This window comes from Micromonospora sp. DT62 (assembly GCF_049847285.1).
Classification (GTDB): domain Bacteria; phylum Actinomycetota; class Actinomycetes; order Mycobacteriales; family Micromonosporaceae; genus Micromonospora; species Micromonospora reichwaldensis.
On the sequence record NZ_JBNCOB010000010.1, the window covers coordinates 131967 to 156489 of the forward strand.

The window sequence follows — 24523 nt, forward strand, 5'->3', positions numbered from 1 at the left end:
AAGGGGACCGGGCTACTCCGCAGCCGGTGTTGCATCGTGCAAAAGAGTCACGTCCGGCAATTCAGACCCAGAACTATTAGCCTTAAGCTCAACTCTAATCAATTCGGCAAGCAAGGACCGCATGACAAAGAAGGGCAGCGGACGACTGCCGTCGGCACTTCCAGGGATCTGCCCAAAAAGATCATCCAAAAAGCTTACGGCTCTTGCTCCGGAATGCACGAAGCCCGACCGAGCCATATAACTTACTTTAAGCGCATCGATGAGCTGATCACGCCCTGCCGGCAGGTAATCACCCATCACTTTCTCGTCACTCCAGGACCCCTGAATCCACTGCCCACTCCCGGCATCCACCCCGTATGTGTATTCACGCCACGACAGCGACTTAAAAGACACTGGCATTCGTTCCACAGCATAGTTGATAAAGGTTTGGGAGAGCTTGAGTTGCTTATCGCGCATCAGCTTCGATTTCAGAGCGGAGTACTGCACGTCCGTCAGGCCCTGCCTCTTAGCAAACTTTTCCCAGCTAACCGCCTGCTCCCAGTCCTCCCACGCAGTTGGAGGCGAGCCGAACTGGCGCGAGAGCGCTTCGATGCCGGCGATCACCAGCGTGTAGGCGGCAGCCAAATCCCGGTCGAACAGAAGCACCGCTCCATAGTGCAAGCTAATCGCTGAGTTGAGCACACCTTCCGCTTCCGCGGAAAGCCCTCCGAGTTGCGACAGGATTTCGCGAAAAGCAGGGATTACCGTGTCAACCGAAGTAGGCGAAACCAAACGTTTGTCACTCAAGGCAGGCAGTGGAAGGAAGTGCAGATCGTCCTGCCCGTCAACGCGGAAGCTCTGCTCACTTAGTACCTCAATCCTGCGATCGGAGGCCAGCGTGAGGCCGGCACCCAACGCCATCTCAAAGTCGTCGAGAGTCGCCCCATCACGCTTTCTCTCCATCCACCGAATTGCGCTTGCAGCTTCCGGCGGCATCCCAAGGCGGATGACTCTTCCCAACGCCTGGAGTTCGATTAGGCCTTCGCAATCCAATGCCCAAAAACCGGGAACTAGCACTCGACGGGTTAAGTCGGCGACGGGAGGAGGCTCTTCAAACGTCGCCGCCTTCAGATCACGGACCCATGCACTCAACGTTGCCATTGGGGTATGTTATCCATCCTCCGCAGCGAAATCCATCCAATAGCTCACGCCTCTTGCAATGGCATCCACAGTCAAATGCCACGCCATCTTCCACCCCTCTCAGCGCCTGCCTTGCCGCTGCACACTAAGACCCGATATCTGACGCCTCCCGCCTAGCGTGACGCCTCTTGACCACCGCTGGCTCCTGCGCTTGTGGTATTGCCGGCTCCGCTGCGGGGGCCATCTCGATGTGCGCGATCTGATAAAAGACCCATACAATCCGCAGTAATTGGAAGGCCACAAGAACGGTTGCACCCACGACAAGCCATCGGGCTTCGTTTACCGAACCCTTTCCCCCACGATCGAGCATCTTCGCTAGAACCATAGAAAAGGCGCTGACCCATGGCGTTATAAGAGCCGCTAACCACACCTGCAGCAACCTGGTTCCGAACTGGGATCGGGCCATAATTACTTTAGCGCTTCGAAGGCCGATAAAGATCGTAAAAATTACTCCACCAAAACCAGCAAAAAGCGCGGTCAACTGGAGTAGATCCGTATATACGTTGCGCCTATCGGCAAGATTGAGACGACCGAGGGCATCAAGCCCTGAGCCAGGTGCAACCTTGAGTGCTAGGAACACGACAAGCGTCACGACTACGAGGTGGTCAAGCCACCACCATAGAACCAACCGGTCCCACACTCGGCTCAGCATGGGCTAGACCTTACGCTGACCCTACGACAACGCCGTCGAGTTGACGGTCGAGGTGGAGTTGATTGCCGACCGAATGTCGTCATATAGGTCATCGTAGGCAGCAGCTATCGCCCGCGCCGCAGACATCATCTCAGGCTGCGACTTACCTTGATCCAGTTCGACATCAACAGACTGAGCTACCGCCTCTTGAAGAAGATCATACGTCTTTGACTTGCCGTCCTGCATCCTCCTGTAACGAATTTCGGCCTTATCTACGAAGCCAATAGCATCAGACGTGGCAAGCGACTCAATGTCATGATATGCAATCTCAGCAGCATCATTCTGCCCCTTCGGCGCAATTGCAACCGACACCTCGATAGCAACATACCCAAGCCGTTGTCGGGCATGCCTGATAAATCCGGTTACGGAACTGTCAACACCAAAAACCTCAGCATTTACATCCGGCCCCACGGCGAGCGTAAACTTGGTCAGCGTGCCGATGTCAGCCAAAGCGCGAAGGGTGTTTCGATCCGCCAGCGGCACCACTTCGATTCCGCCCTCGATCAACTCAAGCTTATTGACGTAATCGCGGAACGATGCAGTACCCGGAGCCGAGCCCGAGTTCCGCATTACAGCAAGGACATTATCTTCGAAGACCGAATAAAAAGCCGGCTCTGCCAAAGTCTCATCGTCACCGAGGACCAGTGGGCGATAGTTCCGACGACGTTCGATACGGAGAGAGACGTCACGAGTGATTCTATCTAGCGTAATCAACGGAACAGCGGGAGTAGCCCCAGAAGGGGAGGGGTTATACGACGACCCCAGAAGCTCCATTCTTGCTACAGAAACATATGCTTCTTCGTCCGGAAGCTCCGCGACAGCGTCCAGCAGGTCACTGAACGGAAGCTTGTTCGGGAAGCGCTCCTTGGCTGAATTCAAGATTTGGTAGAAGCGCACCGTGCGTTGAGCCACTAATTACCACCAGCCACTGTAGAGGGGTGAGTTTCGCTCACGCTACCCCCTTTCGCAGGCCAAACTCATGGCCCGCTCGCTCGGTGACAGGTTTCGGACAATATGAAGGCTATTCACTTAGCCGGGCGGGCTGGCATTCGGGCTACGAGCGTCGCTGCCGCCCTCTGGTCAGACTCAGAGAGCCAAGCGGCATAGACACGGAGGGTCGTAGCACCGCCTCCTCCATGCCCAAGCCGGCCGGCGACTGTTCGGACGTCAACACCAGCCGCGATCAACTCCGTCGCCGAGTAGTGCCGTAGTGCGTGCAAGTTCGTGGTGATGCCGAGTCGAGCAGCCATCCGGCTGAATCGCTGGGTGGCCGTGTCTGGCACGAGCGGCGTACCGCCATCCGGGTCCGGCGAGAACACGTAACCGTCGCCGGACAGTGACAACCCGAGGGCCAACGCGCGTTCCTCGCTGCGCGCCAGCTGGTCGCGCAGCACCTCCACCGTCTCAGCGTCCAGGGCTACACGCCGCTGCTGATGCGTTTTGGTGTCCTTCTCCCGCAGCTTCCCCGCGTCGTCCATGTACAGGGCAGTCCGCAGGGTCAGCACGGCGGCGCCCAGGTCGACGGCGGACCACCGCAGCGCGCACAGTTCACTCCGTCGCGCCCCTGTCGTCATGGCCACCCACACGAACGCGCCCCAGTCGGGGTCCTTCCACGCCTGAGTGACCAGTCGAGCCGCTTCCGGCGCCGTTGGCGGGTGCGGGTTGGGCTGAGGCATCCCGGGCTTCTCCGCTTGGTCTGCCGGGTTGACCGCGATCCACCGCCACCGGACTGCCCGGTTCAGCGCCCCGGACAGAATCCAGTGAATCTGCCGGATCGACGCGGGAGCGAGCGGCTTGCACTCATGCGGCCGGCATTTGTCGGTGCAGTCGTGCGGCCCTGCCTTGCGGTGCTCGATGGCCTTCCGTGCGCCTCCACAGTGGTCCCGACACTTCCGCAGCACCGCGTAGAACGACTCCAGCGTCTCGGCGTCCAGCCTGCCCACCGGCAGCTTGCCCAGCAGCGGCCGGACGTGCTTGTTCAGCTTCTTGACGTACCCCTGCCGGGTCGACGTCTCCACGTCGAGCACTTCCAACCACCGGTCAAGCAGCTGGTCGACGGTGGCGCGGGTGCGCGGGTTGCGCCGGTCATCCACCTGGGCGAGGAAGCGCGTACGCGCCTTCTCGGCTTCCTTCCGGGCGGTCGGGCCGGGCGGGATGGTCTCGGTCAGGTAGTGCCGCTTCTTGGTGATGGGGTCGATGCCCGCGTAGACCTTCACCCTCAGTGAACCGCTGGGCAGCTCTTCGATCTCGCCTCGCTGGCGCTTCGCGCGCCCGGTCGATGTCCCCATGGGGACGACCGTAGCTCGCTCGCACCACGAGTAGCCCCACGGAAAGATCGCTGATCTAGCGTTTGTGCTGGTGGGGCGGGCGGGACTCGAACCCGCGACCGAGGGATTATGAGTCCCCTGCTCTAACCGGCTGAGCTACCGCCCCATTACCGCGCCGGATCTTATCCCGCCCGGTGGATCACCGGCCAGCACGAACCGGCGCCGTCGCTCATCGGCGTCGCCGGCGTAGCAGCACGATGGGCAACGCGAGGATAACAGTGAGCAGCCATCCCACCGCGATGACGCCCCACAGCCAGCCCTCGTCGCTCTCGGCCGTCTCGGTGATGAACATGCCGAGGGTGAGCAGGAAGGTCCCCCCGCCGATCGCCAGCGCGGCGAGGCCGCTGACGACCATCAGCGGGATCTCCCACCAGGAGCGCTTCGCCGGCTCCCGCCGTTCGATGCCGGCAGCGGCCTGCGGCTGCGGGATGCGGTCCGGATCGCGGGCCGGCATGGCCACCTGCCGGTCGGCCGGCACCTGGGAGTCGATCACCCGGATCGCCCCGGGGTGCAGGTCGAACATGGTCGGTTCGATCCGCATCGAGATGGCGTCGTCGCCGATGAGCTGCCGGGCGCCGTCGGGCCAGGTGAGCATGAGGGCGCATTCGGCGTACCGCACGGTGAGCGGGCCGCCGCGGCCGAGCCAGCTCACCCCGTCCACGCCGACGTGCAGCTCGCCGTCGCCTTCCTTCTCCCGGTAGGGGGTGCCGGCGACCGTGTCGGCCGAGCGGGTGGGCGCTGCGACGAAGCCGGCCCAGTCGGCCCGGTGTCCCTCGGGCACCATCAGCAGCGCCCCGGCCAGCGCCTCGCGGGCCACCTCGTGCACGTCGTCCGTACTGACGTCCTTCAGCTCGGCGCGGTGCTCGTCGACCGTGAGGTTGCGCTCCCCGGTGAGCACGTTGAAGGCGTACGAGGGCAGCCGCGCCGCGTCCACCTCGGCGGTGCCGAGGAAGTCCTGCCGCTTCGCCACGACGGCGTCGAGGTCGGCCTGTTCGATCCGGCCGACCCGGAGCTTGGCGAGCGTGTCGACGAAGCCGCCGAGCACGGCGTCCTGCTTCTCCGGCAGCGCGTCGGCCAGCGCCCGCAGCGTCGCGTGGCCGTCGCCGCGCGGCTCGTAGCCCGCCGTCGTCTGGTAGGAGAGCCCGGCGTCCTGGCGCAGCGCCCGGTACAGCTCGCGCTCCAGCACCCCGGCGAAGACGCTCGCGGCGGTCCGGCGCCGCACGACGGCGTCCAGCACCACGGCCCGCGAGCCGCCGACGAAGTACGCGGGGGTCTGCGGCAGCGCCGACGACGCCGCCGGCACCGGCTGCCGTACGCCCTGAGGCAGCGTCAGGCGCAGCCCGGCGGGGACGGCCTTCCCGGCGATCCAGAGCACCGCGTTCTCCCGGGTGAACCAGCGGGCCGCCCACTGCCGCAGGTCGTCGGCGGTGAGCGCGGAGAGCCCCCACTCCGGGTAGCTGGTGATGCCGAAGTCGCGGGCGCCGTGGCGCCACAGCGGGATGTCGTCGACGGCGGCCGTGCCCCGGCTGCTGTCCTCGGTGCGCAGGATCTCCTTCTCCACGTCGAGGCGGCCGGTCGGCAGCTCGGTCAGGTTGGCGCAGACCGAGCTGAGGAAGGTGGCGATGTCCTGCGCGGAGCCCTGCATGTGGAACGTGGTGAACACCGGCGCGGTGGCGCCGTTGACGTGGTAGTCGGCCAGCCCGAGGGGGGCCAGGGCGAGGTGTTCCAGCAGGTGGGTGATGCCGCTGCGGGCGAGCGTCTCGTCGGCGGTGCCGACCCGGAAGGTCAGCCCGGCGCGCATCGGCCCGCCGGTGGGGGCGAGCAGCGTGGGCACCCCGTCCACGTCCAGTTCCTGGATCATGACCGCCCACCCTTCGCGTACGCCTTGTCGCGGAACCGCTGGAACTGCGTGGTCGAGTCGCCGTCGATGTAGCCGAACGACGCCTCGTCGCCGAGCGGCCCCATCGCCGCGAACTGCTGCGCCGCCGCCGGGTACTCGTCCATCAGGCAGAAGGCCATCGCGAAGACGCTGCGCACCCAGACCCAGCCCCAGTCGTTGCGGAACTCGGGGTGCCAGACCGACTGCTGCGCCGCCTGGTGGATCTCGCGCTGCACGTGCGCGCCGCGCAGGTGGGCGCTCGCCTCGCGGAGGTCGTCGTGGTCGAGCGCCTCCTCCAGGTGGGCCTCGACCACCAGCACCGCGTTCGGGGCGCCGGGCGGGGCGGCGTCGGCGCACTCCCGGGCGAAGCCGTGCGCCCGCTCCCAGGTTCCACTCCACTTGGGACAGAACTGTTGCAGCAGCGAGGCCTGGGCCGGCAGGTGGTGCGGGTGGTGCTTGGCGAGCTGGTCGTAGCGGCGGCGGGCCTCCGCCTGGCCGAGCTCCAGTCCGCGCGCGTTGGTGATCCGCTGCGTCCAGGCCGCCGCGTCGTCCGGGTGCCGGGCGGTGACGTCGATCAGCACCTGTTCGGCGCGCCGCAGGTGGGCGTGGAACTGGGCGAACTGCTCCCGGCTCACGTGCTGGGCGCGGTAGGACGAACGGATCCGCCAGCCGGCGCGGATCAGGTGCGACCCCAGCAGGGCGCCGGCGAGCGCGTCGTCGGGCCGCTGCGCCAGCACCTCACGGAGGAATCCCTCGATGTCCTCGGCCTCGCCGACCTCGCCGACGAGGAAGGTCCGGCCGTGCGGGTCCTGCCCGTTCACGAGCGCGCGCAGGGCCGGCCAGTCGCGCGCCGCGAGGGCCGCGCGCACCTGACCGACCTGGGGGTACGCCGCCGCGGCGTCGAAGTCAGGCGGCGGAAGGGGTGCGGGCATGGCGAGGAGCATAAGTGATCTTCAACGGGGCGTGACCCTCCGTTCAGCCGGTACGCAGCTCCGACAGGACGGCCCCGGCGGCCCGCCAGCCGCTGGCGAGGGCACCCTGGATGGAGGGGCTGTCCCGGTGGTCCCCGGCCACGAACAGGCCCTCCCCCAGCGCCACCGGCTTGCGCAGCCGCCCCTGCGGCGGGGGCGCGGCGGGCAGCGCGTCGGGGATGGACACCGTGGTCAGGTGGGTCCAGTCCGCCGTGGACCGGCCATAGAGGCGGGTGAGTTCCGCCCGCACCGTCGGCTCGGGCGGGGCCGACGGGCCGACCACCGAGGTGGCGACCAGGTGCCGACCGGCCGGCGCGTACGTGGGCGCGGCCCTGCTGACCACCACCGTGTTGGCGACGATCTCGCGCCGGTCGCCGTCGAGGAGCAGGATCGGCTCGTCCAGTGGCAGCTCCGGCGCGCTGTGGTAGTAGGTCGTGTAGGCGTGCGTGCGTGCGTACCGCCGGCAGACCTGGCAGCAGCGTGGCCGCCGCCGGCGGGTCCACGGCGACCACGACGGCGCGGCAGCGGAGGTCACCGGCCTGGGTGCGGACCCGGCCGGGCGCGACCTCGGCGACCGGGGTGTCCAGGTCGATCAGCGCCGCCGGGAGCGGGTCGGCGACGGCGCGGGGCAGCGCGCCCATCCCCTCGGCGGGCAGGCCGATCCGGCCCCGGGCGAAGGAGCGCAGCACCATCGCGAGCACGTGGCTGGAGGTCTCCAGCTCGCGGTCGACGAGGACCCCGGACAGGAACGGCCGCAGCAGTTCCTCGATGATCGTGTCGGAGAGGCCGGCGCGGCGCAGCGCCGCCTCGGTGGTGGTCTCCGGGGCGGCGAGCAGCCGCTCCTTCGGCAGGGTGGCGCAGCCCGTGGCGAGCGCGGCGAACCGTAGCCGGTCGAGCAGGGAGCCCACGCCGGCCAGCGCGGTGCCGGGCGCGCCGGTGGGTTCGCGCAGCGGGTTCACCAGGCGGGCCAGCCGGTCGCCCCGGCGCACCAGCACGCCGGAGGTGAGGTGTCCGAGGCGCAGCCGGTCGACGTCGAGCAGGGCGCCGATCCGGGGGTACGCGGTGTTGAGCACCTGGAAGCCCCGGTCCAGCAGGTAGCCGTCGACGGCGTCGGTGGCGACCCGGCCGCCGAGCCGGCCGCCGGCCTCCAGCAGCCGCCACGGCACGCCCGCGCGGTGCAGCCGCCGGGCCGCGGCGAGCCCGGCCAGGCCGCCACCGACCACGACGACATCGGTCTCGGCGAGCATCGCGCACCTCCCGCTCTCCGTCCGTCCGGGACAGCCGGCCCGGCCACTCACCTACCACGAATCGACGCATGAATCGACGCAGCGGGAGTCCAAGTCGACAGCGACCATCCTGCCGGGCGCGCGGCCCGGGAGTGGGCGAAACAGGTCGTCCCGCACCGGGCGGGCACGATCCCCGCCACGACGGGCCCGGGCGACGGCCGGCAGGCGCGCGCGACGGCCGGCCGACACGGGGCGGGAACGGCGAACGCCCGCCGGCGTAGCCGACGGGCGTCTGGTGGAAGCTCCCCCGTTTGGACTCGAACCAAAAACCTGCCGGTTAACAGCCGGCTGCTCTGCCAATTGAGCTACGGGGGACCGTTGCGTCGTCCGGCGCCGATCTCGCTGCGCCGTGCGGACGGGACAAGAGTACAGGATTCCGGGGGGTGTTGGTCCAGGGGGTTACCGCTTCGATCGGCGCCCGCGCACACGACAATAAACCCGGACAAATCGTCATCCGGGCACAAGGAGGTATGAGCGGAGAGCAGGATGGGTAGTTAGCTGCAGACAGAGAAGGCAGGCGCGATTTGGTCGCCTCCGGCGGGGTAACCGTCGGTCGACGGCGCGTCAGGTACGGAAGGAGCCGCCATGCGCGGAAAGATGATGTTCCTTGGCGGGCTGGCTGCGGGATTCGTCCTGGGCGCCCGTGCCGGTCGGGAGAAGTACGAGGAGCTGGTGATCCGGGGCCGCAAGGTGCTCGACCACCCGACCGTCCAGGAGGCGGCCGGTGTCGCGCAGGCCCAGGCGACCCGCCTCTACAGCGAGGGTAAGGACAAGCTCGGCCAGTCGAAGCTGGGCGAGAAGCTCGGCAGCAACGGCCACAAGCAGGAGCTGACCGCCGCCGACGACGCGTTCGCCGGCACGCCGGCCACGGTCGGTGCGAAGAGCTCCACCGGGTCGTCGAGCACGACCCCGACCTCCGGGTCGACGTCGACCACCGCCACGCCCCGTAGCAAGCCGTCCAGCTCGGGCACCAATGGCAGCACCCTCTGATCGCACCTTCGGACGGGCCGGTCGCCTCCGGGCGACCGGCCCGTTCGTGTGCGGGCCCCGACGCCGGCCCGCTCGGGTGCGACCCCGGGGCGGTCAGTCCTTGCTGGTGAACGCGGCGTCGAAGGCCGCGGCCGGGGCGTCGAAGGCGAGCCGGCGGACGAACTGCAACGCCTCCGGGGCGCCGACGAGGCGGTCCATCCCGGCGTCCTCCCACTCGATCGAGATCGGGCCGGCGTAGCCGATCGCGTTCAGGGCCCGGAAGCAGTCCTCCCAGGGCACGTCACCGTGGCCGGTGGAGACGAAGTCCCAGCCGCGCCGCATGTCCGCCCACGGCAGGTGCGAGGCGAGCCGGCCCCGCCGCCCGTCGCCGGTGCGCACCTTCGCGTCCTTGCAGTCGACGTGGTAGATCCGGTCGGCGAAGTCGAAGATGAAGTTCACCGGGTCCAGCTCCTGCCAGACGAAGTGCGACGGGTCCCAGTTCAGCCCGAACGCGGGCCGGTGCCCGACCGCCTCCAGCGCCCGCTTCGTCGTCCAGTAGTCGTACGCGATCTCGCTCGGGTGCACCTCGTGGGCGAAGCGCACGCCCACCTCGTCGAAGACGTCCAGGATCGGGTTCCACCGGTCGGCGAAGTCCTGGTAGCCGCGCTCGATCATCGACGGCGGCACCGGCGGGAACATCGCCAGCGTGTGCCAGATCGACGAGCCGGTGAAGCCGACGACGGTGTCCACCCCGAGCTTCGCCGCCGCCCGGGCGGTGTCCTTGATCTCCTCGGCGGCGCGGCGGCGTACGCCCTCGGGCTCGCCGTCGCCCCAGATCCGGGCGGGCAGGATGCCCTGGTGCCGCTCGTCGATCGGGTGGTCGCAGACGGCCTGGCCGACCAGGTGGTTGGAGATCGCGAAGACCTTCAGGTTGTGCTTCGCCAGGGTCTCGCGCTTCCGCTCGACGTACGAGTCGTCCGCGAGGGCCCTGTCGACCTCGAAGTGGTCGCCCCAGCAGGCGATCTCCAGCCCGTCGTAGCCCCACTCGGAGGCGAGGCGGCAGACCTCGTCGAACGGAAGATCGGCCCACTGGCCGGTGAAGAGCGTGATGGGTCGCGCCATGGTGCTTCTCCCCTGTGCTGATGGGGGATTCCGTGGGTGCGTGACCGGGGCGAGGGTGACCGGCCGGGCCGGTACGGCGGCGGGCCACGGCGGGACACCGGTGGGTGCGGGCGTGCACCTGGACCCGCCGGGTTGCGCCTCCCGCCGGTCACCGGCAACCGCCACGGTCGCCGCCCCCACTCTAGAGCCGCCGGGCCCCCCACGAAAGCCCCCGCCCCTCCCCGCGATCCTGCGGCTCTCCGTCCCCGGTGGGCACACCGTGCCGGGCGCGGACCGCGGGATCGCGGGGGAGGAACGGGAGGGTCAGCGGATCAAGGCAGGGTCCACTTCTGGTTGGCGCCGGTGTGGCAGGTCCACAGGTGCACGGCCTGGCCGTCGGCCGGGGTGTTGCCCGAGACGTCCAGGCACTTGCCGGTCTGCGGGTTCTTCAGCGTCCCGTCCGCCTGGGCCGACCAGTTCTGGGCGCCGGTGCCGTTGCACGTCCACAGCTGGATCTTCGTGCCGTCGGCCGACGCGCCGCCGGAGATGTCCAGGCACTTGCCCAACGCCTTCACCGTCGAGTTCGGCGTCACCGTCCACGTCTGCGCCGTGGAGCCGTTGCAGCCGTAGATCTGGATCTGGGTGCCGTCGGCCGTGGCACCGTTGCGCACGTCCAGGCACTTGCCGCCCAGGCCGCGGATCGGGCCGACGCCGCCGCTGCCGCCGGACCTGACCAGGGTGAAGTCGTCCACGTCGAAGAGCCCCGTGCCCGAGCCGGTGAAGGTCAGGTAGAGCGTGCCGGTGCCGGACGGCACACCGGAGAGGGCGGCCGTGACGTCGGCGAAGGTGTTCCAGCCGCCGGTGTTCGGCACGGCGACCGAGCCGAGGACGGTGCCGGTCGTGGAGCCGGTACGCACCTGAATGGTGCCGCCCGGCCCGCCGGAGACCACCCGCGCCCGCAGCGACGTCGTGCCGGTCAGGTCGATCCCGGCGTACGCGGCCCAGTCGCCCGGATCGATGTTCCCGAGGGTCTGCCCGCCGTTCGCGCCGGCCTTGGTGAACGGCGCGACCCCGGAGGCCGAGCTGAACGCCTCGGCCTGGACGGTGTTCCCGACCGGCGGGTTGACGCCCAGTTCCTTGATCCGGATGTTGCGGAACGAGGCATCGTCGCCGGTGCCGTGGTTCTGCAGCCCGATGTGGCCGGCGAGCGAGCGGACCGGGTCGGTGTTGGTGAAGTCGTTGATCTTCACGCCGTTCAGGAAGACCTGGAGGCGCTCCCCCTCGACCAACAGCTCGTAGGTGTTCCACTCCCCCGGCGGGTTCAGCGCCGCGTCCCGGGCGGCGATGTCGGCGGACTTGAAGGTGTAGACGGCGCCGGTCGTGCGGTCGGCCGCGTCGGTGGCGTCGATCTGCACCTCGTAGCCGTTGTTCACCGCCGACCAGGGGTCGCTCGACGGCGGAAAGCCGATGAAGACGCCGGAGTTGTCGTCGCCGGCGAGCCGCCAGTCCAGCTTCAGGGAGTAGTTGGTGAACTGCTTCGCGCTGTACCAGTAGAGGCCCATCCCGCCGACCGAGGTGAGGGTGGCGTCGGCGTTGCTGAAGCTGCCCGGCCCGGCCTGCGACCAGCCGGTGGTGGAGCCGTTGTAGAGCGGCGTGTAGCCGGTCTCGGGCCGGCAGTCGGCCTTGGCCCGGCCGGCCGCGTACCGGATGCCGCCGAGCAGGTGGGCGCGGAAGGCCGGCTCGGCGTACGACGCCTGGGTGTGCCCGCCGCCCGTGTAGAAGGACCGGCCGCCGCTGTAGGTCTTGCACCAGGAGTGCGGGTGGTCGGCGCCCATCGAGCCGCCCGTGTAGGAGGACTCGTCGAGGGTGGCCAGCACCCGGGCCGTGGAGCGGGCGTTGGTCTGGTAGTTGTACCACTCATCGGTGCGGGGCCAGGTCTGCGGCAGGTGCGCGGTCGCCGGGTGCGCCCGGTTCTCCGCCTTCACGTTGGCCTGCTGGATGGCCGGGTGCGAGGCGAAGTACGCCCCGACCAGGTTGCCGTAGAAGGACCAGCCGTACTCGGTGTCGGCGGCGGCGTGCACGCCGACGTACCCGCCGCCGGCGCCGATGTACGACTCGAAGGCGCTCTGCTGCGTGCCGTCGAGCACGTCGCCGGTGGTGTTGAGGAAGACCACCGCCTCGAAGCGGGACAGGTTGGCGGTCGTGAACTGGGCGGCGTCCTCGGTGGCGGTGACGGTGAAGTTGTTGGCCGCGCCGAGGTCGCGGATCGCCTGGGTGCCGACCGCGATGGAGTCGTGCCGGAAGCCGGCGGTCTTCGAGAAGACGAGCACGTCGTACGGGGCGTCGGCGGCGCTGGCCGGCGTGGCCGGGGTGGTGCAGGCGAGGACGGCGAGGACGGCGGTGGCCGCGCCGAGGAGGGGTCGGAGGAGTCTGCGCATGTCGCTCTCCAATGCCGGGGCTGTCAAGGGCCTGCCGGGGCGGGGAGGGGCGTCGTGCCCCTCCCCGCCTCAGGTCAGGGCAGGGTCCACTTCTGGTTGGCGCCGGTGTGGCAGGTCCACAGGTGCACGGCCTGCCCGTCGGCCGGGGTGTTGCCCGAGACGTCCAGGCACTTGCCGGTCTGCGGGTTCTTCAGCGTCCCGTCCGCCTGGGCCGACCAGTTCTGCGCGCCGGTGCCGTTGCAGCCGTACAGCTGGATCTTCGTGCCGTCGGCGGACCCGCCGCCGGAGATGTCCAGGCACTTGCCCAGCGCCTTCACCGTCGAGTTCGGCGTCACCGTCCACGTCTGCGCGGCGCTGCCGTTGCAGCCGTAGATCTGGATCTGGGTGCCGTCGGCGGTGGCCGCGTTGCGTACGTCCAGGCACTTGCCGCCGAGCCCGACGACCGGGCCGGTGCGGACCCCCGTCGAGCCGGTGGTGAAGGCGAACGTGTCCACGTCGTAGAGCGCGCCGGTGCCCGTGCCGGCGAACGTGAGGTAGAGCGTGCCGGTGCTGGCCGGCGCCCCGGAGATGCTGCCGCTGACCGTGGTGAACGTGTCCCAGGCGCCGGTGACCGGCACGGTCGCGGAGCCGAGCACGGTGCCCGTGGGCGAGCCGACCCGCACCTGGAGGGTGCCGCCGGCGCCGGCCGAGGAGACCCGGGCGCTGAACGAGGTCGCGTTGTCGATCCGGTACGGCTCGAACGCGATCCAGTCGCCGTTGTTGATGTCGCCGACGGTCCTGCCGCCCTCGGCGGTGCCCTTGTCGAAGGTGCCGACGCCGGAGGAGGTCTTGAAGTGCTCCGCCTGGCGCTTGCGGGGCTGGAGGGTGTGCTGCTTGTGCGTGGTCAGCCCGCCCGCGTCGGTGTACTCGGCGTCGAAGACGGCGAAGATGTTCGCCGCGTCGTCGTGTTCACCGTCGACGGGGATGGTGATCGAGCCGGAGCAGCCGTTCTTCGAGGTGATCTGGTGACCGTGGTTGTCGTGGCCCAGCACGTACGTCATCTTGACCTTGGCGCAGTCGATGGCGGGGTCCTCGGGGTCGGTCACCGTGATGCTGAACGGCACGGTGTCGCCGTAGCTGAACAGCTTGCCGTTGGCCGGGCTGGTGATGGTGACCGTGGGCGCGGTGTTGCCGACGCCGATCTGCACGTTCGCCGTGCCGGTGGCGCCCTGGGGGTCGCGTACGGTCAGGGTGACCTGGTAGGTGCCGTTGGCGGTGTACGTCTTGCTGGGGTTGGCCGCCGTCGAGCTGGTGCCGTCGCCGAACGCCCAGGAGTACGTGAGCGCCCCGCCCTCCGGGTCGCTGGACCCGGCCGAGGAGAAGTTCACGGTCAGCGGAGCCGCGCCGGAGGTCTTGTCGGCAGCGGCGACGGCGGTCGGCGCCCGGTTGCCACCGGCGATGTAGTCGTAGCGGTAGAGCGCCGAGTTGGCGTCGCCGTTGAAGTACCCGGTGCCGTAGTCGAGGATGTAGAGCGCGCCCTCGGGCCCGAACGCCATGTCCATGATCTGCTTGCCGTTCCACGGGAACGTGTCGATGCCGCCCGGGCTGCCGTCGGCGTTGAGGTGGATCGGCTTGACCCAGCCCCGGCCGAGTTCGCCGGCGAAGAACTGCCCGTCGAAGGACTGCGGGAACTTGGTGGTGGAGTTCAGCGCGGCGTCGTAGCGGTAGACGGGGCCGCCCATCGGCGATTCGGAGCCGCCGCCGAACTCGGGCGGGGTGCCGGCGTCGCCGGCGTACCGGATCCAGGCCGGCTTCGCGCCGGGCAGGGTGGGCAGGCCGGTGTTGCGGAACGAGTTGTTGGTCGGCCCGCCGGAGCAGTTGTACTTCGCCCCACCGGTCCCGGCGGCGAAGTCCCACTCGGCGTACGTCTCGGTGGCGGTGTTGGTGCCGGTGCAGTACGGCCAGCCGTAGTTGCCGGGCCCGGTGACCCGGTCGAACTCCACCTGCCCGCTCGGCCCCCGGGCGCTGGTGGTGCCGGCGTCCGGGCCGTAGTCGCCCACGTAGACGATGCCGGTGGCCCGGTCCACGCTCATCCGGAACGGGTTGCGGAAGCCCATGGCGTAGATCTCGGGGCGGGTCCGCGCGTCCGAGTCGACGAACATGTTGCCCGCCGGGATCGAGTACGTGCCGTTGGCGTTCACCTTGATCCGCAGGATCTTGCCGCGCAGGTCGTTGGTGTTGGCCGCGCTGCGCTGCGCGTCGTACGCGGGGTTGCGGTTGGTGCGCTCGTCGATGGGCGCGTACCCGGCCGAGTCGAACGGGTTGGTGTCGTCGCCGGTGGAGAGGTAGAGGTTGCCGGCGGCGTCGAAGTCGATGTCGCCGCCGACGTGGCAGCAGATGCCCCGGTCGGCGGGCACGTCGAGGATGTCGACCTTGCTGCCGGTGTTGATCGTGAAGTCGGCGTTGAGGGTGAACCGGGAGAGGCGGTTGACGCCCTGCCAGGCCGAGAAGTCGGTGCCGGTCGCCGGCGCGTCGCCGGCCGGGGTGGCCAGCGGCGGCGCGTAGTAGAGGTAGATGTGCCGGTTGCTGGCGAAGTTCGGGTCGGCCCCGACGCCCTGCAACCCCTCCTCGTCGTGGGTGTAGACCGGCAGCGTGCCGATCACGGAGGTGGTGCCGGCGGAGTCCGTACGCCGGACGGTGCCGTTGCGGGCGGTGTGCAGGACCGACCGGTCCGGCAGCACCGCGATCGTCATGGGCTCGCCCACCTCGGCGACGCCCTTGGCGAGGGTGACCTGCTGGAAGTCAGTGCCCACGATGGGGTGGGCCTGGGCCGGGCCTGGGCCGCCCAGCGTGGCCGGGCCGGCGCCGAGGGCGACCGTGCCGGCGGTGGCGGCCAGCAGCAGCGCCGAGGCGGCGGAGAACCGTCGTCGGAGCCGTGGGGTGGGGGCGTCCTGGGTGGACATGGGTGTGCCGTCCCTTCCTGACGAGTGACTGCCAGGGCGGGCGCGCGCCGTCGCGCCGGATGCCGTAGCGGGGGATGCGGTCGGCCCGCCGGGGTGCCGTGCCCGGCCGGCCGCGACCTGCGAGGGATGGAGTGGACCCCATCGATCGGAGGTCACCAGTCGATGGGTTCCCGCGCCGCCGGTTCACCTCGACGAAACAGATTCGTGATGGCCCGACATTAAATGGCGGACATCGATGTGTCCATACCTTCCGCCGATTCGGCACCAACTTTCGTCGGTCCCGTCAAAAGTCGCCGCCCGCACGGAGCCGCGACTCAATGGGGACGGTCGACGGCCTGGGCGGCGAGGGTGGTCAGGGCGGCACGGGCCCCGGCGGTCACCGGGGTGGACCCCAGGGCCGCCAGGGCGGCCTCCGCGCGTACCCGGATCATCTCCTCGATCCGCTCGCGGGCCCCGGTGCCCTCGATGATCTTCCGCAGCTCGGCGGCGCCGTCACCGTCGAGCGCCGGGTTGCCGAACAGCTCCCGCAGCCGCGCGGCCTGCGCCCGGTCGGCGGCGCCGCGGGCCAGCGCCATCATCACCGTCGGCTTGCCCTCCCGCAGGTCGTCCAGGACCGACTTGCCGGTGACCGTCGGGTCGCCGAAGACCCCCAGCACGTCGTCGCGCAGTTGGAACGCGTCGCCCAGCGGGTCGCCGAACTCGGCCAGCGCAGCGAGCAGCTCCGGCCCGGCCCCGGCCAGCGTCGCCCCGATCTGCAACGGCCGGGTGACGGTGTAGCGGGCCGCCTTCATCCGGATAACCGTCAGCGCGCTCGCCACCGACCCGTCACCCACCCCGGAAACCAGGTCCAGGTACTCCCCCGCGATGACCTCGGTGCGCATCAACGCGTAGACCGCGTATCCCCGGTGCACCCGCCCCGCGTCCAGGCCGCACTCGTGGAACATCTGGTCGGACCAGGCGGCGCAGAGGTCGCCGCAGAGCAGCGCGGTGTTGCGCCCGTACGCCTCGGGGTCGCCGCGCCAGGACGAGCGGGCGTGCAGGTCGGCGAAGAGCCGGTGCACCGACGGGCCGCCCCGGCGCCGGTCGCTGCCGTCCAGGATGTCGTCGTGGATCAGCGCGAACGCGTGGAACAGCTCCAACGCGGCGGCGGCCGTCACGATCGGGGCGCCGTCGGGGCCGTCCGCGCCCCGCCATCCCCAGTAGCAGAAGAGCGGGCGCAGCCGCTTGCCGCCGGCCAGCACGAACCGGTGCAGCGCGGTGAAGACGCCCCGGGGCGCGCCGTCCGGCCAGTCCCGGCCCTGCCGGTCGAGGAAGGCGGCGAGCGCGGCGTCGAACCGGGCCCGCAGCCCGCTCGTGTCGGTCGGAGCGACGACGGCGGTCACGGCTCCTCCCCGGACGGCCCGGCCGGCGGCGGGGCGGGCGGCGCGGCCGGCGGCGACGGCGGGACCGTGCCGGGGATCGCCGGCGGCGCCAGCCCCGCCAGCTCCAGCAGGAGTGCCTTGACCTCGGTCGCGGCGACCCGGTCCCGGACGGCGGACGGATCGGAGCAGAGCAGCACCGGCCCGTCGGCCGGATCGGCCGGGAGCCGGCCGTGCGACCCGCGCACCGCCCGGGCGCCGGCGTCCAGCCCCACCACGCTCATCAGGTAGCGCATCCCGAGCTTCTTGCGGGCCAGCGCCACGGCGGCCCGCCGCTTCGCCGCACCCGGCCCGGCCGGGTCGAAGAACAGCTCGGCGGGGTCGTAACCCGGCTTCCGGTGGATCTCCACCAGCCGGGCGAAGTCGGGCGCGCGGGCGTCGTCGAGCCAGTAGTAGTAGGTGAACCAGGCGTCCGGCTCGGCGACGAGGACCAGTTCCCCGGCGCGCGGGTGGTCCAGCCCGTGCGCGGCCCGGCCGTCGGCGTCGAGCACCTCGGCCACCCCGGGCAGCCCCGCGCAGAGCGCCGCCACCGCCGGCACGTCGGCCGGGTCGCGGACGTAGACGTGCGCCACCTGGTGGTCGGCCACCGCGAAGGCCCGCGAGGTCCACGGGTCGAGGTACTCCATGCCGGCCTGGGTGTGCACCCGCAGCAGCCCCTCGGCGCGCAGCAGCCGGTTGACGTCGACCGGCCGGGAGACGTCGGTGATGCCGTACTCGGAGAGCACCACCACGGTCGCGTCGCGGGCGCGGGCGGCGTCCAGCAGCGGCCCGAGCACCCCGTCCAGCTCGGCCGCCGCCGCGGCGGCCCGGGGCGACGAGGGGCCGTGACGTTGCAGGTCGTAGTCGAGGTGCGGGACGTAGACCAGGGTCAGGTCCGGCGCGTGGTCGGCGAGGATCCGCTCGGCGGCCCGGCAGATCCACGCCGACGACGCCAGCCCGGCGCCCGGCCCCCAGTAGCTGAACAGCGGGAAGGTGCCGAGCCTGCCGGTGAGGGCGTCGTGCAGCTCCGGCGGGTCGGTGTAGCAGTCCGGCTCCTTGCGCCCGTCCGCCCGGTAGACGGGGCGGGGGGTGACCGTCCAGTCCACGTCGGCGCCCATGGCGTACCACCAGCAGACGTTGGCGACCGTGAAGCCCGGCTCGACCCGGCGGGCCGCCTGCCACAGCTTCTCGCCGCCGACCAGGGCGTGGTGCTGCCGCCAGAGCAGCACCTCGCCGAGGTCCCGGAAGTACCAGCCGTTGCCGACGATCCCGTGCCCGGCCGGGAGTTCCCCGGTGAGGAACGTCGACTGCACCGGGCAGGTCAGCGCGGGCAGCACCGTGCCCAGCTCCGCGCGGAAGCCGGCGTCGGCGACCGCGCGCAGCCGGGGCATGTGCGCCAGCAGGCGCGGGGTCAGCCCCACCACGTCCAGCACCACCAGCCGCCGGCTCATGTCGTCACCTCGCTGCCCTGTGCGGGCGCCAGGCCCAGGGCGACCAGCTCGGCGCGGGCGAAGGCCAGCTCCGCGGCGATGCCGGCGGCCAGTTCCGCGTCGGTGCGCGGGCGCCGCGCGGCCGGCAGCACCCCCCAGGTGTACGTCTCGACGTCGAGGTGGTCGCAGCCCGCCTCCGGCCCGGCGTAGAGCGCGGCCAGCGCGGCGCGCAGCACCGGCAGGGTCGCGCCCAGCGGCGGCTCGGGCGAGGCGTGCAGCGGCACGTGGTAGTGCACCCGCCACGGCCCGGGCAGCCGCGCGGCCAGGGCGGCGTCCAGGTCGTCGGCGGCGTGGGCGGGATCGGCGGGGTCGGCCGCCCCCGCGCAGCCGGCCGCGCGGGTCTGGTGCAGGAAGCGCGGCTCCACCCAGCGGCGCAGCGCCGGCGTCGCCCCGGCGGGCGCCTCGATGGCGGCCGAGACCTGCACCTTCACCACCGGCAGCCCGGCCGTGCGCAGCCGGGCCAGCGCCTCGGCCGGCGCCTCCCAGGCGCAGGCGAGGTGGGCGAGGTCGAGGCAGACGCCGAGCCGGTCGGTGTCCACCCCGGACAGGGCCGCGACGGCCTGGCCGGTGCTCTCCACCACGCAGCCCGGCTCCGGCTCGAACCCGACCCGGACGCTCCGGCCGGTCGCCCGTTCGACGGCCGCGAGACCGGCCGCGAGCTGGTCGAGCCGGCGGCGCGCGGCGTCCGCGCGGGCGGCGTCCCAGGGCCGCCGCCAGGCCAGCGGCAGGGTCGAGACCGAGCCCCGGGCCGCGTCGTCGGGCAGCAGGTCGGCGAGCACCCGGGCCAGGTCCAGGGTGTACGCGAGCCGCGCGGACGTCGTCCAGTCCGGGTGGTAGACGTCGCCCTTGACCACGGGCGCCTGGAAGGCCGCGTACGGGAAGCCGTTGAGCGTGACCACCTCCAGCCCCCGGGCGGTCAGCGCGGCTCGCAGCCGGCGACGGGCGGCCGGATCGGCGGCCAACTCGGCGGCGACCGGGGCGGCCAGCCACAGCCCGAGGCCGAGCAGGTCGGCGCCGAGCGCCTCGCGTACGGGCACGGCGTGGGTGTCCAACTGGCGCAGGATGCCGGCGAGGTCCTCGGCGGGGTGCACGTTGGTGCAGTAGCCGAGGTGGACGGTGTCGCCGCCGGCGTGCCGCAGTCGCATCAGCTTCCGCCGCGCAGGATCGAGTTGCCGGCCCAGGTGCCGGCCGCCGCGTCGGCCGCGTGCTCCAGGTCCGTGAGGTCGAGCCGACCGGACTGGCCGTAGAACTCGACCGGGTTGCGCCACAGCACCCGGTCCACGTCGTCGTCGGTGAAGCCGGCCAGCAGCATCGCCTCCCCGGTGGCCCGGGTGAGCAGCGGGTCCGAACGCCCCCAGTCGGCCGCGGAGTTGACCAGCACCCGCTCGGTCCCGTACGCCCGCAGCAACTCCACCATGCGCGGCGGGGACATCTTGGTGTCGGGATAGATGGAAAAGCCCAGCCAGCAGCCGGTGTCGCGGACCAGCCCCACCGTCACCTCGTTGAGGTGGTCGAGCACCACCCGGCCCGGCTCGACGCCGGACTCGGCGACCACGGCGAGGCTGCGTTCGACGCCCCGGGCCTTGTCCCGGTGCGGGGTGTGCACCAGGGCCGGCAGGTCGTGGGCCACGGCCAGGGCGAGCTGGACGGCGAACGCCTCGTCCTCCTCCGGCGTCATCGAGTCGTAGCCGATCTCGCCGACCGCCACCACGGCGTCCTTGTCAAGGTAGCGCGGCAGCAGGTCGAGCACCGGGCGGCAGCGCGGGTCGTTGGCCTCCTTCGGGTTCAGCGCGACCGTGGCGTGGTGGCGGATCCCGAACTGCCCGGCCCGGAACGGCTCCCAGCCGACCAGCGAGTCGAAGTAGTCGGCGAAGGAGGCGGGGCTGGTGCGGGGCTGACCGAGCCAGAACGCCGGCTCCACCACCGCCCGGACCCCGGCGGCGGCCATCCGCTCGTAGTCGTCGGTGGTCCGCGAGGTCATGTGGATGTGCGGGTCGAAGATGCGCATCAGGCCTCCTGGATTTCGCGCAGCCGGGTGAGCAGGTCGATCGCGTCCGCCGGCATGGCGCGCCCGGCGGCCTGCCGCTCGGCGGCCAGCGACGCGAGCATCGCGGCGAGTTCGCCGTCGGCGCGGGCGTCGAGGTCGTGCACCACGGCCAGCGGCACGCCGGTGAAGACGCACTTGAGCACCGCCTGCCGCCAGGCGGCCGGGTCGAGGTGCCGGGCGTACGGGCCGAGGGCGGCGGCCAGCAGCCGGGTGTCGTTGGTGCGGATCGCGTCGTGCAGCAGCGGCGTCCCGGCCGCGCCGACCGGCAGCAGCGGCAGGGCCTTGAGCACGGCCCGCTTCTCGGCGGCGTCGCCCTGCCGGTAGCGGGTCCCGGCGTGGGTCGCGTGGTCGGTCGGCAGCGCGGCCAGCAGCAGGGCCCGGGCCGCCTCGTCGGCGCTCCAGCCGGGTGCCCCGGGCAGCGGTGCCCGACCGCAGCGCCGCCCGGCGGCCGGGAAGAACCGGTCGATCGTCGCCGGTTCGGCCGCCACCCGCCGCAGCGCCGCGTCGAGCCAGTCGAATTCGGGTACGCCCCGCAGCGCGGCCCGCAGTGAAACCGGTGTCATTCCGTCTCCTCCCTCGTGCTGCCGACGTGGCCCCGTCACCGTTGCCGGCGCGCCGCCTCCTTCGCCGTGGCACCCGGTCCCGGACGCGCCGCCTCCTTCGCGGCGGCGCGCAGGAAGTCGAGCGAGCGGGCCGCGACGGCGGGGGCGGCGTGCGAGTGCCGGGGCAGCTCCACGGCGACCAGGCCCCGGTAGCCGGCGTCGCCCAGGGCCCGCAGCACGGGCGGGAAGTCGATCTCCCCCGCGCCGAACTCCAGGTGCTCGTGCACGCCCCGGCGCATGTCGTCTATCTGCACGTTGACCAGGTACGCGCCGACCTCGCGTACGCACTCGGGGACCGGCCGCGGCTCCAGGCAGCGGCAGTGCCCGATGTCGAGGGTGATGCCGAAGCGGGGCGGATCGCCGAGCGCGCCGCGCAGCCGGCGCCAGCCGGCGATGTCCTCGACCAGCATGCCCGGCTCCGGCTCGAAGCCGAGCGTCGTGCCGGCCGCCTCGGCGGCGTCGACCACCGTCGCGCAGCCGGCGACCAGCCGGTCCCAGGCGGTCGCGGGCGGCACCGTCTGGGGGCGTACGCCGGACCAGAGGGAGACGGCCTCCGCGCCCAGGTCGGCGCCGATGCGCACGGCCCGGCGCAGGAACTCGACGCGCCGCGCCGGGTCGTCGTGCAGCAGCGTCGGGGCGTGCTTGTGCCACGGGTCGAGCAGGTAGCGGGCGCCGGTCTCGACGACCACGGCGAGGTCGAGCGCCGCGAGCCGGCGGGCGACGGCGGCCACCCGGCGGGCCAGCGCGGGCGCGAACGGGTCGAGGTGGTCGTGGTCCAGGGTGAGCGCGACGCCCTGGTAGCCCAGGTCGGCGACGACGGCGAGCGCGTCGGTCAGCCGGTGGTTGGCGAACCCGTTGGTGCCGTAGCCGAACCGGAGCCCGCCGTCGCCGTCGGCCGCGCCGGCCACCGCCGTGGCCCGGGGGCCCGGCGCGGGACGGGTCGGGGCGGTCATGTCGGGGAGATCCTTCGGGCGAGCCGGCCGCCGAGCGGCGCGGCCGCCGCCACCGCCAGCCCCAGCAGCCCGGCCCCGGCGCGTGCGGTGAGGGCGCCCTGCAACGCGGGCAGCCCGGTGATCCCGGCCCCCACCGCCGCCCGCACCCGCCCGGCGCGGGGGTCGGCCGCCGCCCGGGCCTGGGCGGCGCCGTAGCGGGCCGCGTACCAGCCGGCCAGCAGCGCCGGCAGCGCCGGCAGCGCGGCCCGGTCGGGGCGGGACCGGACGGCGGCGCCCGCGGCGACCAGTGCGGTGCCGGCGAGGGTACGCAGCGGCAGCGCGGCGCCGGCGCCGGTGACCTCGTGGCGGGAGAGCGCGGTGACCGTCCACGTGTGCGCGGCCACGGTGACCGCCGCCGGGACCGCCCGCAGCGCCCGTCCGCCCGTGGCGCCGAGGAGGACGTCCAGCCCCCGGCAGGCGGCCATCACGGCCGGGCCGGCGGCTGTCGACTTCGCCGCCAGGTCGTACCCCCAGACGGCGGCGGCGAGCGGGACCGCGACCGTCGCGGCGCGCCGGCCCCCGGCGGCGGTGGCCAGCGCGACCCCGGCGCCGGTGAGCCCGGCGGCGAGGCCGAGCGCGGCCCCGGGGGCCACCCGGCCACTGGGGATGGGCCGCTCGGGGCGTTCGACGGCGTCCAGGCGGCGGTCGGCCCAGTCGTTGGCGGCCATTCCCGCCCAGTAGAGCAGGACGGACGCGGCGGCCAGCGCGGGCGTACGCCGCCCGAGCGCCCCGGCGGCGGCCGCGCCGGCGACGACGTCCCCGGGCACCGAGAGCGCGGCCGGCGCCCGGACCAGTTCGGCGAGGTCAGCGAGGCGCGGCATCGGTGCCTCCCGCGTGCAGCCGGCGGGCGAAGCCGCACAGTCGGGTCCACTGGTCGGCCAGCGAGTGGGTGGACGTGCCGAGCGGGTCCTTGAAGAAGAAGGCGAGGTCGGTCAGGGGGCCGGCGTGGCCGGCGGCGTGCGCGGCGGCGGTGAGTCGGGCCAGGTCGAGCACGAGGGGCGCGGCCAGGGCGGAGTCGCAGCCGTGCCAGGTGAACTCCATCCGCATCCCGGTACCGAGGAACCCGGCGAAGGTGATCAGGTCCCAGGCGGTCTTGAAGTCGCCCAGCGCCTCGACGTACTCGATCCGGGTGCCGCCCTGCGGCAGGTGGCCGAGGGTCTCGCCGAGCACCCGCTGCTTGCTCTCCACCTTGGCCGCGTTGGCCGCCGGGTCGGCGAGGGTAGCGCCGTCGCCGCCGCCGAGCAGGTTGACCCCGGACCAGGAGCGCACCGCCAGGTGCCGCATCGCGAACATCGGCGCGAGCACGGACTTGACCAGCGTCTCCCCCGTCTTGCCGTCGTGCCCGGCGTACGGGATCCCGCACTCGGCGGCCAGCGCCACCAGGGCCGGCAGCCGCAGCCCGGTGGACGGGGTGAAGTCGACGTACGGGCAGCCGGCCCGCACGGCCGCGTACGCGTAGAGGGAACTGGGCGGCAGCACCTCGTCGGGGCCGGCGAGCGCGGCGGCCAGCGCGCCCGGGTCGGCGTGGCCCGGGTGCGGGCGGGCGGCGGGTTCGGTGGCCGAGACGTTGACCACCACCACCCGGTCCAGCCCGTGCCGGCGGCGGAAGTCGGTGAGGTCGCGTACGGTCGCGGCGGCCCGGTCCGCCTGGGTGCCGCCGGCAGGGGCCGGACGCAGCTCGCGTTCCACGGCGGCCAGCTCGTCGGGGAGGGCGGCGACCAGCCGGCCGGGCAGCACGCCGGCGGCGGCCAGGGTCTCGGCCCGCTTCCCCAGCGGGGTGGTGACGACGTCGTGCCCGCCGAGGACCAGGTCGGTGAAGGCCGGCAGGGCGGGCCCGCGCAGGTCGGGCAGCTCGGTGACGCAGCCGGTCGGGCCGGTGAGCCCGGACCGCAGGGCGAGCGCCCCCACGATGCTGGTGGTCGCGACCGAGCCGCGTGCTCCCACCAGCCAGACACCCGTACGCATGGTGCTCCTTCCCGATCAGGAGGAACCAGCCGTGCATTGAGTTATATAGATATCAGAAGTTTGTTCAGAAAGATACGCATCTATGCGGATGGGCCCCGTCCGCCGGCCGCCCCGGGAGGAACCCACCGGTCCGGTGTCGACGTCGGCGGCGACGACCCCGGCCCGGATCCCGGCACGGGCACGGACGGACGGGGCTGGCAGGCAGGGCCGGTCGGCGTCCCGTCCCTGCCTCCCCCGCATCCGCCGG

17 protein-coding genes, 2 tRNA genes and 1 pseudogene are annotated in these 24523 nt (G+C 71.8%); 1 reads left to right on the forward strand and 19 read right to left on the reverse strand.

Annotation, left to right across the window (positions count from 1 at the left end; all coding sequences use genetic code 11):
• Positions 1-12: 12 nt before the first annotated feature.
• The 8 genes and pseudogenes from ACPXCB_RS16780 to ACPXCB_RS16815 form a co-directional block, all read right to left on the reverse strand.
• Entirely contained in the window at positions 13-1140 is a 1128-nt protein-coding gene (locus ACPXCB_RS16780; RefSeq protein ID WP_425876412.1) for a hypothetical protein, read from the reverse strand.
• 712 nt (positions 1141-1852) lie between these two features.
• Entirely contained in the window at positions 1853-2782 is a 930-nt protein-coding gene (locus ACPXCB_RS16785) for a hypothetical protein (RefSeq protein ID WP_425876414.1), read from the reverse strand.
• 113 nt (positions 2783-2895) lie between these two features.
• Positions 2896-4158, reverse strand: a complete 1263-nt coding sequence (locus ACPXCB_RS16790) for a tyrosine-type recombinase/integrase (protein ID WP_425876416.1) — start codon at positions 4156-4158, stop codon at positions 2896-2898.
• A 68-nt stretch (positions 4159-4226) separates the two neighbouring features.
• Positions 4227-4303: transfer RNA gene (locus ACPXCB_RS16795), tRNA-Ile, on the reverse strand.
• 63 nt (positions 4304-4366) lie between these two features.
• Positions 4367-6058: a M16 family metallopeptidase gene (locus tag ACPXCB_RS16800; RefSeq protein WP_425876418.1), complete on the reverse strand. Its 1692-nt coding sequence runs from the start codon at positions 6056-6058 to the stop codon at positions 4367-4369.
• On the reverse strand, positions 6055-7008 hold the full coding sequence (locus ACPXCB_RS16805) for a hypothetical protein (RefSeq protein ID WP_425876420.1): 954 nt from the start codon (positions 7006-7008) through the stop codon (positions 6055-6057). Before ACPXCB_RS16805 ends, ACPXCB_RS16800 begins: the two co-directional genes overlap by 4 nt.
• Positions 7009-7051: 43 nt before the next feature.
• A pseudogene (locus ACPXCB_RS16810) lies at positions 7052-8294 on the reverse strand (NAD(P)/FAD-dependent oxidoreductase).
• A 281-nt stretch (positions 8295-8575) separates the two neighbouring features.
• Positions 8576-8648 (reverse strand) — tRNA-Asn (locus tag ACPXCB_RS16815).
• Between the two features lie 270 nt (positions 8649-8918).
• On the opposite strand from ACPXCB_RS16815, the gene ACPXCB_RS16820 reads away from it, so the two are divergent.
• The gene (locus ACPXCB_RS16820; RefSeq protein WP_425876422.1) at positions 8919-9323 is read left to right on the forward strand and encodes a hypothetical protein; all 405 of its coding nucleotides are present in this window, start codon (positions 8919-8921) and stop codon (positions 9321-9323) included.
• Positions 9324-9416: 93 nt separating this feature from the next.
• Here ACPXCB_RS16820 and ACPXCB_RS16825 read toward each other — a convergent pair whose 3' ends face one another.
• The 11 genes from ACPXCB_RS16825 to ACPXCB_RS16875 form a co-directional block, all read right to left on the reverse strand.
• Positions 9417-10424, reverse strand: coding sequence for a sugar phosphate isomerase/epimerase family protein (locus ACPXCB_RS16825; RefSeq protein WP_151455397.1), 1008 nt, complete (start codon positions 10422-10424; stop codon positions 9417-9419).
• 311 nt (positions 10425-10735) lie between these two features.
• Entirely contained in the window at positions 10736-12841 is a 2106-nt protein-coding gene (locus tag ACPXCB_RS16830) for a ThuA domain-containing protein (protein ID WP_425876424.1), read from the reverse strand.
• A gap of 74 nt (positions 12842-12915) precedes the next feature.
• A complete protein-coding gene (locus ACPXCB_RS16835) occupies positions 12916-15783 on the reverse strand; it encodes a PQQ-dependent sugar dehydrogenase (RefSeq protein WP_425876426.1) in 2868 nt (955 codons plus the stop codon).
• Positions 15784-16097: 314 nt separating this feature from the next.
• Entirely contained in the window at positions 16098-17165 is a 1068-nt protein-coding gene (locus ACPXCB_RS16840) for a polyprenyl synthetase family protein (RefSeq protein WP_425876428.1), read from the reverse strand.
• Positions 17162-18631 (reverse strand): alkaline phosphatase family protein, encoded by a 1470-nt coding sequence (locus ACPXCB_RS16845; RefSeq protein WP_425876430.1) that lies wholly within the window; start codon positions 18629-18631, stop codon positions 17162-17164. The genes ACPXCB_RS16840 and ACPXCB_RS16845 overlap by 4 nt, the downstream gene beginning before the upstream one ends.
• The gene (gene eboE, locus ACPXCB_RS16850; RefSeq protein ID WP_425876432.1) at positions 18628-19815 is read right to left on the reverse strand and encodes a metabolite traffic protein EboE; all 1188 of its coding nucleotides are present in this window, start codon (positions 19813-19815) and stop codon (positions 18628-18630) included. The genes ACPXCB_RS16845 and eboE overlap by 4 nt, the downstream gene beginning before the upstream one ends.
• Positions 19815-20678, reverse strand: coding sequence for a TatD family hydrolase (locus ACPXCB_RS16855; RefSeq protein ID WP_425876434.1), 864 nt, complete (start codon positions 20676-20678; stop codon positions 19815-19817). Before ACPXCB_RS16855 ends, eboE begins: the two co-directional genes overlap by 1 nt.
• The gene (locus ACPXCB_RS16860; RefSeq protein ID WP_425876436.1) at positions 20678-21280 is read right to left on the reverse strand and encodes an EboA domain-containing protein; all 603 of its coding nucleotides are present in this window, start codon (positions 21278-21280) and stop codon (positions 20678-20680) included. Before ACPXCB_RS16860 ends, ACPXCB_RS16855 begins: the two co-directional genes overlap by 1 nt.
• Positions 21281-21315: 35 nt before the next feature.
• Complete coding sequence (locus tag ACPXCB_RS16865; protein WP_425876438.1) at positions 21316-22272, reverse strand: sugar phosphate isomerase/epimerase family protein; 957 nt, start codon at positions 22270-22272, stop codon at positions 21316-21318.
• Positions 22269-23132, reverse strand: coding sequence for an SCO3242 family prenyltransferase (locus ACPXCB_RS16870; protein WP_425876440.1), 864 nt, complete (start codon positions 23130-23132; stop codon positions 22269-22271). Before ACPXCB_RS16870 ends, ACPXCB_RS16865 begins: the two co-directional genes overlap by 4 nt.
• Positions 23116-24276, reverse strand: coding sequence for an inositol-3-phosphate synthase (locus ACPXCB_RS16875; RefSeq protein ID WP_425876442.1), 1161 nt, complete (start codon positions 24274-24276; stop codon positions 23116-23118). Before ACPXCB_RS16875 ends, ACPXCB_RS16870 begins: the two co-directional genes overlap by 17 nt.
• Positions 24277-24523 lie beyond the last annotated feature (247 nt).

Coding starts and splice junctions, on each gene's coding strand:
- ACPXCB_RS16835 (WP_425876426.1), bottom strand. CDS start 15,783: ATGTCCACCCAGGACGCCCCCACCCCACGGCTCCGACGACGGTTCTCC.
- ACPXCB_RS16825 (WP_151455397.1), bottom strand. CDS start 10,424: ATGGCGCGACCCATCACGCTCTTCACCGGCCAGTGGGCCGATCTTCCG.
- ACPXCB_RS16830 (WP_425876424.1), bottom strand. CDS start 12,841: ATGCGCAGACTCCTCCGACCCCTCCTCGGCGCGGCCACCGCCGTCCTC.
- ACPXCB_RS16855 (WP_425876434.1), bottom strand. CDS start 20,678: ATGCGCATCTTCGACCCGCACATCCACATGACCTCGCGGACCACCGAC.
- ACPXCB_RS16790 (WP_425876416.1), bottom strand. CDS start 4,158: ATGGGGACATCGACCGGGCGCGCGAAGCGCCAGCGAGGCGAGATCGAA.
- ACPXCB_RS16805 (WP_425876420.1), bottom strand. CDS start 7,008: ATGCCCGCACCCCTTCCGCCGCCTGACTTCGACGCCGCGGCGGCGTAC.
- ACPXCB_RS16820 (WP_425876422.1), top strand. CDS start 8,919: ATGCGCGGAAAGATGATGTTCCTTGGCGGGCTGGCTGCGGGATTCGTC.
- ACPXCB_RS16780 (WP_425876412.1), bottom strand. CDS start 1,140: ATGGCAACGTTGAGTGCATGGGTCCGTGATCTGAAGGCGGCGACGTTT.
- ACPXCB_RS16875 (WP_425876442.1), bottom strand. CDS start 24,276: ATGCGTACGGGTGTCTGGCTGGTGGGAGCACGCGGCTCGGTCGCGACC.
- ACPXCB_RS16860 (WP_425876436.1), bottom strand. CDS start 21,280: ATGACACCGGTTTCACTGCGGGCCGCGCTGCGGGGCGTACCCGAATTC.
- ACPXCB_RS16870 (WP_425876440.1), bottom strand. CDS start 23,132: ATGCCGCGCCTCGCTGACCTCGCCGAACTGGTCCGGGCGCCGGCCGCG.
- ACPXCB_RS16800 (WP_425876418.1), bottom strand. CDS start 6,058: ATGATCCAGGAACTGGACGTGGACGGGGTGCCCACGCTGCTCGCCCCC.
- ACPXCB_RS16865 (WP_425876438.1), bottom strand. CDS start 22,272: ATGACCGCCCCGACCCGTCCCGCGCCGGGCCCCCGGGCCACGGCGGTG.
- ACPXCB_RS16845 (WP_425876430.1), bottom strand. CDS start 18,631: ATGAGCCGGCGGCTGGTGGTGCTGGACGTGGTGGGGCTGACCCCGCGC.
- eboE (WP_425876432.1), bottom strand. CDS start 19,815: ATGCGACTGCGGCACGCCGGCGGCGACACCGTCCACCTCGGCTACTGC.